General features: G+C 54.0%; 18 protein-coding genes. 5 read left to right on the top strand and 13 right to left on the bottom strand.

Annotation, left to right across the window (positions count from 1 at the left end):
* Positions 1-113 precede the first annotated feature (113 nt).
* Positions 114-455 (top strand): hypothetical protein, encoded by a 342-nt coding sequence (locus ACOOE2_RS15175; protein WP_420383826.1) that lies wholly within the window; start codon positions 114-116, stop codon positions 453-455.
* Complete coding sequence (locus ACOOE2_RS15170; RefSeq protein ID WP_420383825.1) at positions 452-1,255, top strand: WecB/TagA/CpsF family glycosyltransferase; 804 nt, start codon at positions 452-454, stop codon at positions 1,253-1,255. The genes ACOOE2_RS15175 and ACOOE2_RS15170 overlap by 4 nt, the downstream gene beginning before the upstream one ends.
* Before the next feature lie 115 nt (positions 1,256-1,370).
* On the opposite strand, the gene ACOOE2_RS15165 is transcribed toward ACOOE2_RS15170, so the two are convergent.
* Genes ACOOE2_RS15165 through ACOOE2_RS15150 form a run of 4 tightly spaced genes read right to left on the bottom strand, consistent with a single transcriptional unit; the run spans position 1,371 to position 5,423 of the window.
* Positions 1,371-2,177 (bottom strand): CpsD/CapB family tyrosine-protein kinase, encoded by an 807-nt coding sequence (locus ACOOE2_RS15165; RefSeq protein ID WP_420383824.1) that lies wholly within the window; start codon positions 2,175-2,177, stop codon positions 1,371-1,373.
* Positions 2,174-3,634 (bottom strand): lipopolysaccharide biosynthesis protein, encoded by a 1,461-nt coding sequence (locus tag ACOOE2_RS15160; RefSeq protein ID WP_420383823.1) that lies wholly within the window; start codon positions 3,632-3,634, stop codon positions 2,174-2,176. Before ACOOE2_RS15160 ends, ACOOE2_RS15165 begins: the two co-directional genes overlap by 4 nt.
* The gene (locus ACOOE2_RS15155; RefSeq protein WP_420383822.1) at positions 3,631-4,821 is read right to left on the bottom strand and encodes a hypothetical protein; all 1,191 of its coding nucleotides are present in this window, start codon (positions 4,819-4,821) and stop codon (positions 3,631-3,633) included. Before ACOOE2_RS15155 ends, ACOOE2_RS15160 begins: the two co-directional genes overlap by 4 nt.
* On the bottom strand, positions 4,818-5,423 hold the full coding sequence (locus ACOOE2_RS15150) for a polysaccharide biosynthesis/export family protein (RefSeq protein ID WP_420383821.1): 606 nt from the start codon (positions 5,421-5,423) through the stop codon (positions 4,818-4,820). The genes ACOOE2_RS15155 and ACOOE2_RS15150 overlap by 4 nt, the downstream gene beginning before the upstream one ends.
* Positions 5,424-5,844: 421 nt before the next feature.
* Here ACOOE2_RS15150 and ACOOE2_RS15145 point away from each other — a divergent pair, with 421 nt between their 5' ends.
* From ACOOE2_RS15145 to ACOOE2_RS15135, 3 genes are all read left to right on the top strand, one after another.
* Positions 5,845-7,317: a tetratricopeptide repeat protein gene (locus tag ACOOE2_RS15145; protein WP_420383820.1), complete on the top strand. Its 1,473-nt coding sequence runs from the start codon at positions 5,845-5,847 to the stop codon at positions 7,315-7,317.
* A gap of 203 nt (positions 7,318-7,520) precedes the next feature.
* Entirely contained in the window at positions 7,521-8,750 is a 1,230-nt protein-coding gene (locus tag ACOOE2_RS15140) for a glycosyltransferase (protein WP_420383819.1), read from the top strand.
* Positions 8,747-9,952 carry a glycosyltransferase family 2 protein gene (locus tag ACOOE2_RS15135; protein WP_420383818.1) on the top strand — a complete coding sequence of 402 codons (1,206 nt, stop codon included), beginning with the start codon at positions 8,747-8,749 and terminating at the stop codon, positions 9,950-9,952. The genes ACOOE2_RS15140 and ACOOE2_RS15135 overlap by 4 nt, the downstream gene beginning before the upstream one ends.
* Positions 9,953-10,119: 167 nt before the next feature.
* On the opposite strand, the gene ACOOE2_RS15130 is transcribed toward ACOOE2_RS15135, so the two are convergent.
* The 9 genes from ACOOE2_RS15130 to ACOOE2_RS15090 form a co-directional block, all read right to left on the bottom strand.
* A complete protein-coding gene (locus ACOOE2_RS15130; protein WP_420383817.1) occupies positions 10,120-11,136 on the bottom strand; it encodes a glycosyltransferase in 1,017 nt (338 codons plus the stop codon).
* A gap of 27 nt (positions 11,137-11,163) precedes the next feature.
* On the bottom strand, positions 11,164-11,988 hold the full coding sequence (locus ACOOE2_RS15125) for a peptidyl-prolyl cis-trans isomerase (protein WP_420383816.1): 825 nt from the start codon (positions 11,986-11,988) through the stop codon (positions 11,164-11,166).
* Between the two features lie 108 nt (positions 11,989-12,096).
* On the bottom strand, positions 12,097-12,804 hold the full coding sequence (gene epsI, locus ACOOE2_RS15120) for an exosortase-associated protein EpsI, V-type (protein WP_420383815.1): 708 nt from the start codon (positions 12,802-12,804) through the stop codon (positions 12,097-12,099).
* The gene (gene xrtV / locus ACOOE2_RS15115; protein ID WP_420383814.1) at positions 12,797-13,636 is read right to left on the bottom strand and encodes an exosortase V; all 840 of its coding nucleotides are present in this window, start codon (positions 13,634-13,636) and stop codon (positions 12,797-12,799) included. Before xrtV ends, epsI begins: the two co-directional genes overlap by 8 nt.
* A gap of 200 nt (positions 13,637-13,836) precedes the next feature.
* On the bottom strand, positions 13,837-14,079 hold the full coding sequence (locus ACOOE2_RS15110; protein WP_420383813.1) for an XrtV sorting system accessory protein: 243 nt from the start codon (positions 14,077-14,079) through the stop codon (positions 13,837-13,839).
* Positions 14,080-14,595: 516 nt separating this feature from the next.
* Positions 14,596-14,853, bottom strand: a complete 258-nt coding sequence (locus ACOOE2_RS15105; RefSeq protein WP_420383812.1) for a hypothetical protein — start codon at positions 14,851-14,853, stop codon at positions 14,596-14,598.
* A gap of 149 nt (positions 14,854-15,002) precedes the next feature.
* Positions 15,003-15,212 carry a hypothetical protein gene (locus ACOOE2_RS15100; RefSeq protein WP_420383811.1) on the bottom strand — a complete coding sequence of 70 codons (210 nt, stop codon included), beginning with the start codon at positions 15,210-15,212 and terminating at the stop codon, positions 15,003-15,005.
* Positions 15,213-15,346: 134 nt separating this feature from the next.
* The gene (locus ACOOE2_RS15095) at positions 15,347-15,889 is read right to left on the bottom strand and encodes a retropepsin-like aspartic protease family protein (protein ID WP_420383810.1); all 543 of its coding nucleotides are present in this window, start codon (positions 15,887-15,889) and stop codon (positions 15,347-15,349) included.
* Between the two features lie 157 nt (positions 15,890-16,046).
* The gene (locus ACOOE2_RS15090) at positions 16,047-16,916 is read right to left on the bottom strand and encodes a hypothetical protein (protein WP_420383809.1); all 870 of its coding nucleotides are present in this window, start codon (positions 16,914-16,916) and stop codon (positions 16,047-16,049) included.
* Positions 16,917-17,114 lie beyond the last annotated feature (198 nt).

Here is a 17,114-nt window from a genome sequence, read left to right as displayed (position 1 = left end):
ATAGCAACAAATGGACGTTGCCTCTTGATGCAAATACACGCATCTCACATTGATCTGATTTACACAATATATTGAGGATCGCGTTTTACACACTCAATGATTCGCTGGAGCAGATGATCAAACTTTACCGCCATAATTTTCCGATAATTTTCAATGCAGTCGATCGGCTGCAGGCGGTTTTTACGTTGCGCGAGTCTGGAACAGTTTCGCAAGCGAGGATGCTTGGCAAGCGCGTGTACTGGGCACACCTTCAAACACAGTTTCGCAAAAATAGATTTGATCAATTTGGTAAACTGGTTGGGTTAACCACCGCGATGGTCGCTTTGCGCGTTGCTCGCCGGTTGCCAGAAACGGCGAGAGCGAGTGGGCGCATGCAAGTCACCACTTCGGAAGTGGCCAATCTCTATCGGCTTTGCATGGATTACGCGATTGATAGCTTTAGCGTGCCAATATGAAGGGCGCGATCGAATTCCTTGGATTGTTTTTTGATCCATTGTCAAAAGCCGAAGTCGAGCAATGGATCGCCGCGCGCGACGCCAATAGCCCGTTCGCGTATCTCGTGACGCCCAACGTTGATCACGTCGTGCGGCTGTCGACGCGGAGCGGCGCCATTCATCACGCCTACCGCAATGCTGATTTATGCTTATGTGATAGCCGTGTTTTGAAGCGCTTGGCAGGTGCATGCGGGGTCGGTTTGGAATTGGTCACGGGAAGTGACCTGGTCGAGGCGATGTTCAGCAATGTCGTTCAACCGGGTGACAGGATCTGCATGATTGGCGGCTCTTCGAACCAGGTGTTCAAACTCCAGATGCTGTATCCACACGTTACCATCATGCATCATGAGGCGCCGATGGGGCTTCTGGAAGATGAGGCTGCCCGCTTGCGAGCGGTAGAATTTGCCAGCTCAGCGAAGGCGCGTTTTACGCTGCTTGGCGTGGGGTCGCCACAGCAAGAACTCATCGCCTCAGAAATGGGTGCGTCGGGGCAGGTGGGTGGCACCGTCTTGTGTATCGGGGCTTCGGTCGAATTTCTGGTGGGTGAGCAATCCCGCGCACCGCGCATGGTACAAATGGCCAGTCTGGAATGGTTTTGGCGGTTAATCCATAGTCCAAGACGTTTGGCGCGACGTTATCTCATTGACGGGCCCACAATATTCCCCATCGTTTTGAGATGGTATTTGACTAAATCTACGACACGGTCGGACAAATCGCGCGAAAAAAACGTCTTGGCAGCTACACGCCTCGTAGAGGACTGATCGCGCAGGATCGTCGTGTGGAATAGCGACCCAATCGCAAATGCGGCAGGTCAGCAGAATTCGGTCATACGTTGATCAATGCGGTCTGGGCGTTCGCTCAAGGCATGCTATGTCGTTACGAATAATAGGCATCGTAATCCCGCGACGTTCCATAGCCAAAACCGTAATCGTCGCCGCCAATCCCGCCATGGTATCGGTTGAAAATCGTCCCCATGCATAAGGAAGGTTTGAGCAAGTCGATTGAATCGCGCACCTGACGCGCAGTTGTGACGCCTTCTTCAACAACAAACAGATAAGCGTCCAGTTCGCTCAGGACAATGGCGGCATCATCGTTGGCAAATGCCGGCGGCAAATCGCAGATGCAAATGACGTCGTCCGGCAAATTGCGCATTGCGGATATGAGAGCCCGCAATCTGCTGCCTGCGAGCAATTCCGCAGACGGTGCGTCCGTTGGAAAACACGGATAGATTGTCAAACCCGTGCCAGCAACATTGTAAGCCAATGCGCTGACAGAATCAATTTCCTCTGCGAGGAACGAATTGATACCTGGGCCAACTGGCAAAGAAAAAGTTTCTGCGATTGAGCCGCGTCGCAAATCCAGATCGAACAGCAATGTCCTGAGATTCGGGATGCGACCAAGCGATGCAGCCAGGTTGCAAGCCGTGAAGGATTTGCCAACGCGTGGCGTCGCCGATGTGATCCCGATAACTTTCCAGCGATTTGCTTTTACCAATTTCATGACTTGTGAACGCAACAGATTGAACGGCCGCGATCGACGATCGCGACTGTTGAATCCGAATAGCCCCTGTTTCGCATCATCGGACTGCTCGAGGCTTGCCTGGGTATCCTCGAGAGCCAGTATGCGACCTCGCAATGCCGAAAGTGCCGGATCGGTCGGCCCCGATGTGTCAAAATTTGTCACGCTGTTTCGTCCTTGTCGAGCGTTTGACCGCCGCGTTTACGGCGTCTGCGTCGCATTGGCTTGTGCGAGAGGACTGGAATAACCCCCAGAGGCGGCGCACCCACAATATTGGTCAACGCAGAGACACTGCGAATGGGCTGATTGATCAGCTCGATAAGCAGAGCGAGAGCCAATCCGGCGGCTAGACCACCGAATATTCCCCCCACAATCAACAACGGGCGGTTGGGCTTCGTGGGAACATCTGGCGTTACGGGCGGATCGATCAAGGTGAGCCGCTCGCCATGCTGTTCGTCAGTGAGTTTTGCCAATGACCGGGCGTTGAGCAGGTTTGATGAGACTTTGCCATAATCGGTACGAATCTGTTCGGCTTTCGCCTGCAATTGGGCGACCTGCTGCGCGACAACCGGGCCACGTGCCTGAGCGGCGGCAATTGTCGCGGCCCGCCCTTGCGCTGCGGAACGGGCATTTTCAAGCTGGGCTATGGCCTGGTTGTTGGCGGCGATTTGGCTCTGAACCGACGAACTGACCGTGTGTGTCTGAAATGACGACGCGTTTGCTTTTGCCGCAGCGAGTTGGTTTTGCGCCAGCTTCACATCGGGATGGTCGTCTGAAAACCGGGCACGAGCGGCCGCAAGCTGCGCTTCGGCTGCCACGACACCGGGATCTCTGCCGACGGCGCTATTTCCCATTTGTGCGGTCAATTGCGCATTTTCGCGGCGCAGATTTGCGACCTGACTGTCGTAATCGCCACCGCCGATCGTAATCATGCCAAGGCTGCCCGAATTGGCCAGGGCGGCACCATTGCTCCCGGTTATCTGATTGATCTGTCCTTCAATCTGGCTCACCTGGGTTTGTAGGGAAGCTTGCTGGTCTTCGAGAAACCGGACATCTGCCTGCGCCTTCGTCTGAGACTCCGACGCATCCAGGGTTAGCAATCGATTGACAAAGGTCTGTGCGACGAGCTGCGCCTCGGGCGCGCGCGGATATTCGAAAGTCAGCGAAAATGCGATCGACCCCGCGCCAGCTTTCCCCGGGGCTCCCCGCGTAATATCGGCGTCTACCGCGCTGATGTCGGTAGCATTGCGCATCCGTTCGACCAGCACTGAAAGCGGCTCGCTGCGTGCCGACGCGTTGTAAAGATTGTGGGTCTGGATCAAATCGACAAGGTCAGGACGGCTGAGAATCTGTTCGCGTATCTTTGCGATTCGCCGGTCAATTATTTCTGTTGCAGGCGAGTTCGCCGACTGTCCGGGCAAATCCTCGGACACTACAAGAAATACGGCCTTTGAAACGTACGCCCTCGGCAAATAGAAAGCGGCTGCGGTCGAACAAATTGCGATCACAATCGCCGGAATAATGACGTACCAACGCCTCTGCCAAATTATCAGAGGAATACTGCCAAAAATTCCGGATGACTGTTGATCTGTTTGAAAGCCCGTCTCGGGCATTGACGTCATTGGCTTCTTCCAATTTTGACAGAAATACCCGCCTGTGCGCCATAGTCAGCCGACCGATGCACCGAGGTGCCATAGATATTTGCATACCTTGCCTCGAGTGTAAAATGAACACGTTCAGTCACACGACGATCATATCCAACACTCCCGCGAAGATATTTACTAGGGCCAGTAATAAATGACTGAATTGCCGAATTCTGCGTGTAATTGGCATTCAATGTTACAGTCGACAGTGGCGTAATTTTGTAAGAATAATTTGTGCCAATCAAAAGCTCGTTCTGGATCTGGCCCGAACCGGTCGGCAAGGCCGCGCGGCGGGCCGTCATGCAAAAGTCGCTCCGAGGCGTATTGCGGCAAATATTTATATTTCCGGTAAACGTCGTAGTGCTGCCGCTAACGCTATTGTCGACAAACGAAGCACCAACCGCCCCGTCAAATTTCCAGTACGACGTCAACCCGACCGAAAATGATGCTTGAGGTGAGTAGATACTGGTATGACCGAAGCCCGCCTTATAGGTATAATATGCAAAAGAGCCCTGAACACCCAATTGCACCCGCTCGGCAACCTGACGGGAAATTCCGGTTGTATCTCCAAATCCGTCGTAATCGCCCAGTGTCAGATGGCTATAACGGGCATGGACATAATAGGCTGTCGTGGTCAGCGTCGTATGTTGCGAAAGAGTGTAAACCAATCCACCTTCGGCTTGCAATTGTTGCCGACGATCGCGTGTGCCTATCAATGAAATGTCAGAGCCGGACGTTACAGGCGCCGACGAAAGCCCGGTATCTGGCGAACCGGTTGTAAATTCATTTTGACCGATAATTGAATTGTCGTAGCTCAATTTAGCATGGGTTCTGAGTCGCGTGCTTGGCTTACCAGCATAATCGACATACGCGCCAATATCGTTTGTGCTGCCATAATGCTGAAAATACTGTTTGTAGGTATCCATACCTGCAACAGTAATCGTGGTAAGCTCATTTATGAACTTTACTTCAGGATCAATTCTTGCCTGAACATAGCCGCTGCCCCTACCTGAGCCCTGTTCCAGAAATGGGTTATTCGCATAGCCTGCATTTATAGAAGGGTCTGCACTGAAGGCGACATCGTCAGTTGCCTGTGCAATTTCGGGAATGGCCAGCAGCGTTGCAAAGACCATGACATTGCGGCGCGCGCGAGAAGATCCGGTCATGGTACAATCACCGTGTCGCCGCTTTCCAGAACGGGAAGCCCCGACAAGTCTTGCCCGGTCGGATTACCCTTCAGGACATCGTTCAGTCGGACCTTGATGGCGGTCAGGCGGTCCCCTGTTTTCCGCAAAATGGTAACATCGGACAGGTTGGCGAAATCGCCTGGCCCGCCTGCCATGGACAAGGCTTCCAGCACGTTGACATAACGGCCCGGTGTAAATGTGCCGGGCGATTTGACTTTGCCCGACACCGAAAATTGCAAGCCGGTCGCTTCCTTGACGCTGACTGTCACTTGAGGGACATTGTCACGGTATTGGGATTTCAAACCGGCCGTGATGTCATGTTCGATGTCACGCGGCAGCTTGTTCAACGCATCGATCTGACCCGCGAGTGGAAAGGAGAACGTCCCGTCGGGCAACACTTTGACAGTCCGTTGCAACCGTTCTTCGCCCCAGACGTAAATCTCGAGTTGGTCGCCTGGATTGATCCGATATGCACGCAGGTGCGCCACTTGTACGCCATTGACGATTGGACCATCCTGAGCGCGGGACGCAGCGGGTGTGATTGAGGCGCAGATCGCTGCGCAGATGGCCAGTGCCGGCAAGGATATTCGCATCGGTGTACCTCAAATGAATATGCCGGACTATATTGAGTGCGTTTAACCGCCTCGGTCGCCACGTGCTAGTCTAAAAAGAAAAAGGTTAATGGATCCAAGTGATTCGGACGCGCTGCGCGATAAACGTCCCGAAACAGTGCAGCCATACCATTCTAATCCGTCAAACTGTGGCCGCTTGCCATTGCCCGCCGCTGCCGATTCCGGCGTTGCAAGATCGCTTGCCCCGCTGAACTGCACAGAACACGCGTTCGATCGGCAAGGCCGTTATTTTTATTTGTGCATGCGGTTCATGCGTGTGGGCACGGCGCGATCATCGCTGTCTCGCGAGTTTTTCAATTTGGCGTTGCGGAGTTGGTGGATTGGCGCAAGGCTGGTCGTCAATCCTTCTTTCCAATGAGTTTATCATACCATGCTGCGATACCGATCGTTCGCCGTCATCTCCCTGCTGGCGTTTTCGCTCTCAGCGTGCACTTCGCGCGATACGACAGCCGCCGATGCGGCGGCGCAGGCCCAACTGGAATTGCAGCAAGGCCGAGTAGCGGACGCATCTCGCTCGATTCATAAGGCGATCAGCATTCACGATGACGTCAGTGAATATTGGATGATACTGGGTAAAATCGATGCGGATATGGAGGATTATTCCGGAGCGTTTACAGCCTATGAAAATGCGCTCGGTCTGGATCGAGCAAATGTTGAAGCGCTGCGCGCGCTTTGCCAGTTTGGCATCGCGGCCGGATTTCCGGATAAAGTTGACAAGTATGCTGACCAATTGCTGTTGATGAGCCCCGGCGATAGCTTGCCGACTGTCGCCAAGGGACAGGCGGCTCTGGCGCGTGGAGATCAAGCCGGCGCTCTTAAATATGCCGAACAGGTGCTCAAGACTGCGCCACAAGACAGCTCGGCACAAATCCTCAAGGCCAGGGTCCTGGGCGCGCGCGGCAGTTATTCCGACGCCGCTGAATTCATTGAGGCAACCCTGGGCGCAGGGGGCGATGATTCGTCCAAACTGATCTATCTCAAAGGGCTATATACCGAGGCGCGCGATCGCCCCCATTACCAATTGACGCTCAAACGCTTGGCGGAGGCCAAGCCCAACGCTCCGGCCGTCCAGATCGATTACGCTGACATGCTTTATCAAACCGGCCAGCCCGATCAGGCAAATGCGCTCATCATCAAGATTGTACATGCTCATCCAAATAACGTCGGGGTGGCGGCAAGCATACTGGATACCTGGTTGAAGGAGGGCGCCGATGCGATCACACCGTCGCAGATCCGGAACCAATCTGCTTCTGCCTCGCTCCAGATGAAAGCGGCTTATGCGCAATTTGCAAGTGAAGCCGGGCATCCGGAATTAGTTGATGGCATTCTCAAAGCCGCTCTTTGGGGCAAACCCATTTCGACCGAACATACCGATGCGCAATCCGCGCTGGCTTATGCGATGGGCTTGATGGGGCAGCGGCCGGCTGCGATCGGCCGGCTTTCCAAAATTATCGAATTTGATAGTTCCCAGCCGCAGGCGCTTTTGGCGCGGGCTCGCTTGTTCATGAATGACAAGGATTATGGGCACGCGATCGAAGATGCCCGTAATGCCGTGGCGCAAGATCCGAAAAATGCGTTGGCGCGAATCACTCTAGCAGACGCGTTGTTCGCACACGGTGACGAGAGCCTGGGTGAGAATGCGCTGCGCGAAGGCGTCCGTGTTTTGCCCGCAGATACCCGGCTCGCAGCCCGGTTGGCAACGTTCCTCGCAGCGAAAGGGCAACGGGATCGTGCAAGCGAGGTTTTGCGTGACCTTACCCGCGCCTCACCGGTAAGTTTACGAGCGCTCAGGCTGCGGCAGACGCTCGATCCGGCCTCGGTCGCGGAGGCGGCAAGGCAGTGACGGTCATTCGCCAGGTCTTCCAAATACGTGACAAAAAATTCATAAAACGATGCTAACCGGAGGACACCGAGTGGCTCGCGATTGGGAAGGCGGTGTTCATGGCCGATCTCAGGCGCCATTGTCGGGCACAACTGTAAGAAAGCAGTCCATATTTCACCACGAAAGCGCGCTTTCGATCTTCCGCGGCGATACACCGTTCAGTCATGGGCTTGTTCGAGCAAATTCGGGAAATCACGTCTGTGAAAATTGCGTATCTTGTCAATTGCTATCCGGTTGTTAGCCATAGCTTTATCCGGGATGAAATCGATGGGATCGAGAAAGCGGGCGGCCTGGTCGACCGCTATTCCATACGGCCCTACCGCGACGACCTGCCTGATCGGCGGGATCGGCGGGAGGCGGAAAAAACGACTGTTGTTTTGGCAGCCGGACTATGGGCATTGTCTATCGCGACATTGATGACTGCGGCGCGTCACCCGCGAAAATTTCTTTGTGCGGTCCGGTTGGCAATACGATGCGGCTCAGCGGACGTTTCCAGTCTGGCCCGTCATCTGGCGTATTTGATGGAGGCGTGCTGGCTCGCTGGAAAAATATACGGCGTACAACACCTTCACGCCCATTTCGGAACGAACCCGGCCGCGGTGGCGCGACTTGTGCACAAACTGACGGGCATTGCGTACAGCTTTACCGTCCACGGCCCTGATGAATTTGATTCGCCAGTCGCGTTGGACTTGCGTGGAAAGTGCGCCGATGCGAAATTTGTTTTCGCAATCAGTGATTTCGGTCGCAGCCAGTTGCTGCGATGGAGCAATCCAGCAGACTGGCACAAGATTAGGGTTTCCCGATGCGGCGTGGGCGACGTGTTTCTCGGCGAATCTGTCGAACCGGATTACGCGAGCAATCAAATTTGCTGTGTAGCCAGATTGAGTGGTCAGAAAGGGATACCGATCCTGATCAAAGCAGTCGCACGCGTATTGAAGCAATGCCCTGACTTGCGGCTGGTGCTCGTCGGTGATGGCGAAGACCGCAATCTGATCGAGCAGATGGTTGCAGAAAATGGCATTTCTGGCCAGGTGCGGATCACGGGATTTGTCGATGCGGCGACCGTGCGGCAAATCATGCTCGAATCGCGCGCGATGGTGCTTCCCAGCTTTGCCGAAGGCTTGCCGGTCGTGATCATGGAAGCGCTCGCGCTTCGACTTCCCGTAATTGCAACAATGATCGCTGGAATTCCGGAGCTTGTCGATGAACAGTGCGGCTGGTTGATCACCGCCGGGTCTGAAGATGCGCTTGGTGTCGCGGTGAAGCAAGTCATGCAGGCATCTATACCGGAATTGCGGGCTATGGGTGAAGCAGGCAGAGTGCGTGTAGAACATCGATATGATTCGGAAAAAAATTCTGCGGTTTTGTTCGATATGATCGCTGAACGATCATGATTTCTATTATCGAAATTTTGACATTTTGTGCTGCGTCGATTATTTTGATGGTCGATTTAACATTTGCAATAGAATTGATTATTGGCATTTTGAGTGGGATTTTAAAAAAATCCACTGAGCACGCCAAAGGCCTTTATGCGTTAGATATTGCAATTTTAGTGCCGGCGCATAACGAAGCGCAAACGATCGCCAATACCATTCCTTTTTTGTTGGGAATCGATGATGGCATGCGAAGAGTTACGGTCATAGCAGACAACTGCACGGACCAGACTGCTGGAATTGTCGCCTCGAGCGGTATCCATGTCATCAACCGTCACGACCCTGTTCGTCGTGGCAAGGGCTATGCGCTTGCATTCGGCAGAAATTTCCTGCGTGAAAATCCACCTTCGGTCGTGATCGTACTCGATGCAGACTGTACACTGTCTGCCGCGGATATTGACTCAATCGCAAAACGTTGCATCGATGAGCAACGCCCGATCCAATCCAGTTATTGGTTTCGTCCCGAACTGTCGGGCACGCCGATCGTGCAGATGTCAAACTTCGCATTGATGGTCAAAAACCATTTCCGGCAACGCGGAGCAGTTGCGATCGGTGCATCTGCCATCCTGACTGGGTCGGGCATGGCGTTTCCATGGGCTATTTTCGATCAACTCGCGCTTGAGACAGGTAATATCGTCGAAGACCTGATGCTCACGATAGAACTCATCGAATCAAAAATAACGGTTGGATTTGCTCCATTCGCTCAGACGTTGTCGAATAGCAGCAGCGAAATCGGCACATCCGCCCAGAGAGCGCGTTGGGAAGGTGGATTCCTCAAAACCTCATACCAATCTTCGCGCAGGCTCATTTACCATGGAATCCGGAGCGGGTACTGGCCTTCTATCTGGTTGGGAGTCCATCTGATGGTACCGCCATTTACACTGCTGGTCATGCTGAACGCTATTTCGATTTTTTTCATTTTGGCCATGGCGATAGCGTTGGAATTGCGTGGTTTATTTTTCCTCGCCGGAATTTTGTCCGTGGCGATGTCTGTCATGTTCATCGGTCTCATTTGCGTCTGGAAAATCGAAGGGTATCGTCACCTGTCTTTTCGGGCCATCACAAAGGTGCCGGGGTATGTTGTTTGGAAATTGGCCATGTATGGCAGTCTCTTGGTTCAGAAAGGACCAATGACTTGGCAACGCACCGATCGTAACCACTAGGGTCGTGGCTGATGATCTATCAGGTACCTGACGCGCAGCGAGCATGCCGGCTTACGGCAAGGCGCTGTGATCGACGCGGCATAGCCTCAGACAGAATTGGCGACAGGGCCGCTTGTCTTTCGGCGCGCCCGCCCGGCAGATTGCGGGAGGAGCACGTTGCGCAGAGCCTATCGAGGGTCGATTTTATATTCGATCAAATGCGAATTTCGTCCTGAGAGCCGGGCCATTCCGTACTGTATCATACCCGACAGTTGCGGAATTTTACCAACGAGCAAAAACCACGAATTTGCTATCGAAAGACGCATCGGAAGGTCCCGTCGCTTAATCGTGAGCCGAGCCATCTGCAGAAGCCAGATCGACGCTAGCAAGGCGTTGGCGACGAACCATGAATAGCCAAAAATGGTTCCAAAAAGCAGAGAAATTAATACCAGAAGGGGAAAAATGCCGCCCCAGGCGATGATACTGTTGCATTGGCGCTGCCAGTCAGGAGCATCGATCGACGGGTGAAAGTGCGCGAGCTCAGCAAAGGCGTGGCCGCCGCGTTGAGTGCGTTTCCACCACTGCGAAAAATGGCGAATCGCGGCATCATGGACCGTCATGTCCGCATCCAGTCGTCTGATCTTCCATCCGTCGGTTCGCAGTCTGCACGCCATATCAGGGTCTTCGCCTGCTATCATGGAGGCGCGATAACCGCCGATCGCGGTAATCGCGTCGATTCGGCAGAATATGTCTCCGCCCGCGGTTAACGCCTCTCCAATAGGGCAATCCCATTCCAAATCGCATAAGCGATTGTAGATCGATAAGTGAGGAAACTGTTCACGTCTGCGGCCAAACACCAGACCGAGGCCAGCGTTGTTATCCAGAGTGTGTTGCGCAAGCGCTAGCCAGCCCGCCGATAGTTGGCAGTCGCCATCGACCAGCATCACATATGTGACTTCGGGGCAGTTCAGGCGAAGCCAAGCAAGTCCGGCATTGCGCGCGCGTGCCGCTGTATGGTTGGGTGGGGAGCATAGCAGGATCGCCGGAATGCCGTTCCGTTCGGCCAGCGCCAGGCTGTCATCCGAAGATCCGGAGTCGATATAGATCGTCGGCACGCCCACCGGCAGCGATGCAAAACATTTTGCCAGGCGATCCCCTTCATTGCGGCCGATGACCACGATGCCGATTTTTACGAGCGCGACCATGCCTGTTTCCCTCGGTCCGGCGCGAATTTATTTCGGCTTTGGCGCAAATCCTTGCGCATATTCGATCTTCGATGTGGCTTTGGCAGCGGCAATTTGGGCTTGCATGGCGTCCGTGACGGATTTCTGCCGCAACAGGTTAAACGCAATTGGCGCAGCCTCGTCATCCGGGGTTGGCGTTGCAGTACTGGCAGTGATCACACTGGCTACGTACGCTCCATTGCTTGGCACAATGAACGGTTCGCCAGGGGGTAGCGCTGCGATCCGGTCTGCGACTGCCTTTGGAACTTTCGCAGAATCCATTTGGCCAGTTCCGCGTTTGAACGCAATGCCATGCGCCTTGAGGACGCCCGCAATCGCATCCAGAGAATGCGTCGGTTCAAGATCATGGATCGTCTTCGCATCCGCATTGGCCGGGAAGGCAATTTGCTCAAGCGTGTAATGTTTGCGCAAATTGAACATGATCGGGTTTGCTGCGATAAATTGAGCGATAGCCGCTTTGTCCGGTGTCGCTATTTTCTTGGACTGCTTTGCCACCAGTAGATCGACTGCCAGCGTATCTTGCATACGCATGACCTGTTCGAGGTATTCCGGTGATTTTTCAATGCCTTCTGCCTTGGCTTGCTGGACAAGCAGCTTCCGGTCCACCAAGCCTTGCAAAACTTGCGCCATCGCAGCTTTCTTGTCGGCGCCTGCGGGCAATTTTGCGACGTTGAGTTCGGCATTGAATTGCTGCTGGGTAATTTCATCGCCGTTGACGACCGCAATCACCTGGCCACCGACGTGTTTTTGGCAGCCGCCTGCGACCAAAAGCAGTGCTGAGGTTCCAGCCAGGAGTATCAGTCTTGTTTGCACATCCATCCCCTTGAATACATCGAAAGTTCAACCATCGAAATCGTCATCTGGTTCCACTGTGCCTATCCCGGGTATGCACAGGCTGTTCGGCTTCGAAAATATCACCGATCAAACTTCACCGGCCAACACGGTTCGCATCGTTGCGCCAAGACTAAGGAACAGACTTTCGGCGAATCTATCCAAATCTGCAGGGTCAACATTGTCATTCACACTCGATATGCGAATGAGCAACCCATCGGGAATATAGCCACGAAGATTTTGCTCGAACACTGCAAGTCTTTGCTCCGCCCACTTCCGCGGAAAGTCTGTTCCTACGCGTGTCCAGTAAATAATTTTCTCTTTACGCATCGAATTTTCCGCGATGATGAATCGCGACGGAATTGAATGCCCCGGGGAAACCTGTGTCGAATGCTCTTGGTTTTCGACCAATCGAAATCCGCTGGCGGGATAGCACACCTCTGGCCGATGGATTTGCACAACGCCGTCCTGCCCGGCATTGTATGCGATCAGCAGCATGATCTCATGGCCGCCTTGCATCGTATAGGTCCGAGTCAAAAGCTGGCTGTATATCTGGTCACGCAGCTGGTCGTCCGGCGGCAGCACAAGGCCGCTCGCCGAAGCAAACTCCCAGCCTGCAAAGCTTTTGGGGACCAGTTGCTCAAGCTTGCCTGCACCAAGATAGGCAATGTGGCGCCGCGGCAGGCGGACAAACACTGTCGCTGCTGCCACCAGACAAACCCCGCCGATCAACAGTTCACGACGCGAGCCAGACGCGCTTTTCCGCCCGGCCGCGGAAGGGGCCTCGAAGCTATCCATTCGCTTGTAACTTTCTGGGCCGCCGAGCGATGAGCGCGGTTCCTAGCCAGTCCAGGCCAAAGATGCAAATCAGGGCGGTTGCGAACATTGTCAGCCCGGCAAGTTCGTGAAAGAAACCTTGGCCGGCGGCTTCGCCGAAGTGATAGGTTATGAGCAAAAGCGCAAGGACGCGCACCAAATTGGCAATTACGGAAATTGGCAAAATGCAGATCGCCAGAAATATCATATAAACAAAATTCGATTTGTGCCTGATATACGTGTAGAATAAGCCGAGTGCGGTCAGGCTTATCAGTGAACTAAGTCCTGCGCACGCCGCTGCAACCAACATCTGATATTCGCCAATCTGTATCACAACTCCGGATTGCGCGATTGGATATTGAAATATCTGCAAAATAGATACTGCCATGCCTGATATCAAAATCTTTAGCGGCTGCGTTGCCATTGCAAACAATGTGTCTGGCGGGGGAAATATGAACAGCAGATAGATTAATGGGAACCATATTCGCTTCAAAATGGCGCCGCCCCAAAGGCAATAGCCCGACGTTACCAGCATGCCGTACATCGCAAACGCTTCGATCTCGATTATTCCCGAGATTCTCGCGAGGCAATACACGACGACCAGCGGTGCAAAAAACAGGAACGATACGATCCTGGAGCCGCGGAAAACGGGTACGGGACTCGATCGAAGCTCGCGGATCAGCAGCCAGATCCCCGTGACAAGCACAATTGGGCCATGCGCGCCTTGCTCGGTTGACCAACTGTCCCGTGCGACGTCAAGCAGCGTTGGCAATGAGATCGCGGCAATTCCTGCGATCAAGATCAGCCCGGGCACTGTGCATGACCGAGCTGATGCTCGAAAAAAACCAGGTTCCGCGAAGTCGGTCAAACGGCTAATTGTAGAACTCCCTTGCAGATAGGCTTTAGCGCATCAGCGATCATCACAGCATGACGTCACGGCCCTTCGTCGATTGTATTGCTGTATACATCTGATTTTTAACGAAATTACGGTTTATGCGGATAAAAATATACGCTTCATCGTGAAAGCGGTTTTAGAACAACCCATATGTAAGCCAAGATGATGGCCATCAACCCCAATCCAAATAGATCATGGCCATTGTTACCCAGATAATTCACGACCGCGCACCCGATTGCCGCCGGTGCATATTCTATGATTTTGTCTCGGGGCTTTTCGCTGGTTGACCTATTGAGAAAGAGAGTGATCAAAGCCGCAAATGTCGCAATTGTTATCCAGTCATATACCGTTTTCACTGTCATTCCTCCGCATATGATGGAACTTCCGCGTTTTAAGGCCCGTTTTTTCCATCATAGCGTACCCGTGTTTCCGACGTTCAATGCGTGCGAATAGGATCATAATGCAATTTGGTAAATATCGTGTGGAATATGATTCATCCGTAAAATTCGGCACATACGTTGAAATTTTTTGATTTTCCGGGTTTTGTCCTGTCGCAATTGTCGGCATCTGCCGAATGATACCTGCACATTCAGAGTCGGGCACGCACCAACATGTGTGCCTCGGCATTAAAGGGGCCTCGGTTGTCATTGCTCACGGTGACCGGATTCGAGGCCAGTCAGGGCCAATATGGTGGGATTTTATCTGGTCATTGCCTGTGCCATTGTCGAACACTGGCTGGCAAACTTCGCCTGAAACGGAATATTTGACCGCTTCGGACATCTTGGGCTATCGCTTTGGGTGCGAGGAACTGCTAAAAAACTCTGATGGCAATAAGTGAACAGAAACGACTGCGATTCGAAAGGACCGGATTTGCGGCACTAGCGGGCATGCTCTGTGCTTTGCTTATCGTTTTTGAAATCATGCCAAAGACCGAGCGTGCCCTGCTTTTGAAAAATGATGCGCCGTTCCAGGCAAAGGCCTTTTCGGCTACGGTAACGCCGCTTGATCCGCGGATCGCGCGGGTCGAAAGCGATACCTTGAACCGCCTGTCGGCGTTGAGCGATGCGACGCGCAGGCGCAACTTCGGTAGGCGCGGAACGAATGGCCGCGCAGCAGGCGGTGCGCCGGATCGTCAAGTGTTTGCCGATGCGGGACTCGCGCCTTTTACCGGACAGGCGCCCGACTCAGCCGCAAATCTTGCAAGCCCTGGGCCACCTGCCACAAGTGATGGGCCAGGAACCTCAGGTGGCTTTTCATCGGTGGGCGGTTCCCCGGGAGTTGCTAGTCAACCCGGACCTTTGGGCGCTGCGCCAGGGACAAACAGCACGACTTCGTCGACGAGTGGTGGCACGACTTCGACTGGGTCCACCCCGACGTCTACTGGCGGTGTGACCTCGACAGGCTCCACTTCGTCATCGAGCAACGGCGGGACTACTCCGGTTTCCAGTGTACCCGAGCCTGGGACATGGCTGACGATGTTGTTGGGTTTTTTCATGATGGGCGCAGCGATCAGACGCACTTCAATGCCGCAGTCTGCGCGGAGTGTCGGGGACCACGTTTGACGGCAGTCCGATGCGTGCAATCATGACCTGTCCATTGTTCAAATGCTCGCCAATGCCGAGGGCCGGATCAGGAGCCGGTCTGAAGTGACATTTCGTCGCCGTTGATTGTGACTGCGCGCATCTTCGACAGCATGTTTTGCCCCAGGAGCGAGACTTTCAGTCCGCTGTGGGCAACCGCAGCGTCGATATCGGCCGCGTCCAGGCTATTTATGTTAACGCGTGACAGCTTCACATGTTCGATCGTGGACGCGCCGCCCGCTGTATCAATGCTGCCAGTTTCGAGCGCAATCTGGTTTGAGACACCCGCTCGCTCTGCATCTTGGGGCGTCAGAACCACCAGATTTGCGCCGGTATCGACCAAAAAAAGCACCTGCACGCCATTTACGTTGGCGGTTACGTAGAACAGGCCGTCGGGCGACTTGGCAATTTTGATCACATGCCTGGTTGTTTGCGGCAGGGGGTGGGATTGAAGCTGCGGGAGCAGCGGTGCCGCTTGCGCAGCAAAAGCGCGAAGATTTTTCTGTCCCGGCTCTTCGCCAGCGACATTGAGATACCCGAGCAGCAATGCTGCAGCGGCAATCAGTCCAGGTGAGGCAAGTTGCGACAGCATGGTCGCCTTGTCGCTTCAAAAGGTTGCTGCTGGCCTACGAGGGAAGGTTACCGGCCTTTTAGGGATTTGATACGCTTTGCGCGTGAATTGCATGTGTTTTTACAGGCCGGAAATTGCAGTGGACATGCAAACCCGCCTGGGCGCATGTACGGAGAGGTCAGATATCCATGAGTGATCTGGCCCGTTTCAGGCGACGGATGCGCATGGATATCAGCAATGACACAAGCCCCAGAAACAACGAAAAAACCAGAAATTCTGCCATGTCGACCAAATATGGTCGGCGCATTGAAGCGCTGGATGCGAACAGGACATAATAGTCTGGAGCAATGGTAAACCCTGCTGAGCGATACAGTGTGACAAGTCCTGCCGGCAAGCCGCCACGTCGTAAAATTCCCCGAGCAGGTCCCGCTGTTTGGTGCAGTGGCGTGCCTGGCAATTCCACAAAATATGCAAAGCTGGACTGGCTTGCGCCAGCCGCAACTACGGGGACGAAGCTGCTGGTATGCGGATTACCGAACAATGTTTCCGTTGAAACAGCCACTCTGCTGGCGAGAATATTTCCCTCGAGATCGACCGGGCCCAACGCCGGTGGCAGCTCATTGCCGGTCACGACCACCCGCTGTATCGGGCCTCTTGCCGAGGGCAGGCCCAACAGGGCATAACCGGCAACGGCCAGCGCGCACAATGCGGTCACGATACAAAGCGTCGAAATGAGCTTATGCGATCGTTGGGCAGCAGCGATCGCATAATCGCACCGCGTTTGCTCCGATGGGTTTGTGCGCGAATGCCGGCGCCAACGATACAGTTCCCAGATGATCGGTGGAGACGCCAACACCAACAACAGGATCTGAAATGTAATTGCGGGGTGGTACGCCCCCAGCTTTTCAAATTCCCACTCAGCGGCAATCGCCTGAAAACCGCGATACATGACCGCCTGCCACAACAGAAAAAGCACTGCCAGCGCCACCCAAAAACGGGGCACCCAGTCGAATTTTCGGAAATTCCTGTGTGTACTGCTGTCGGCCAATGAACTTACCCGATCCCGTGCTTCAACGTTATTTATGTATATGACCATGACCTGCAACGCGGCGAATGTCAAAGGCAAGGGGGGGGGCGCGAAACGGCAATCCGGAAGCGATTGCCTCGACCTGTCGCTGCGGCTTACAGCGCGCGGCGAAGGGCGCGCAAATCCGCATTTTTTGAGATATTTGGGTCTTTGGCACGA

It is taken from the genome of Novosphingobium sp., assembly GCF_965214355.1.
Classification (GTDB): domain Bacteria; phylum Pseudomonadota; class Alphaproteobacteria; order Sphingomonadales; family Sphingomonadaceae; genus Novosphingobium.
The sequence above is the reverse complement of the archived record's forward strand: the minus strand, read 5'-3'. Positions and strand labels throughout refer to the sequence as shown.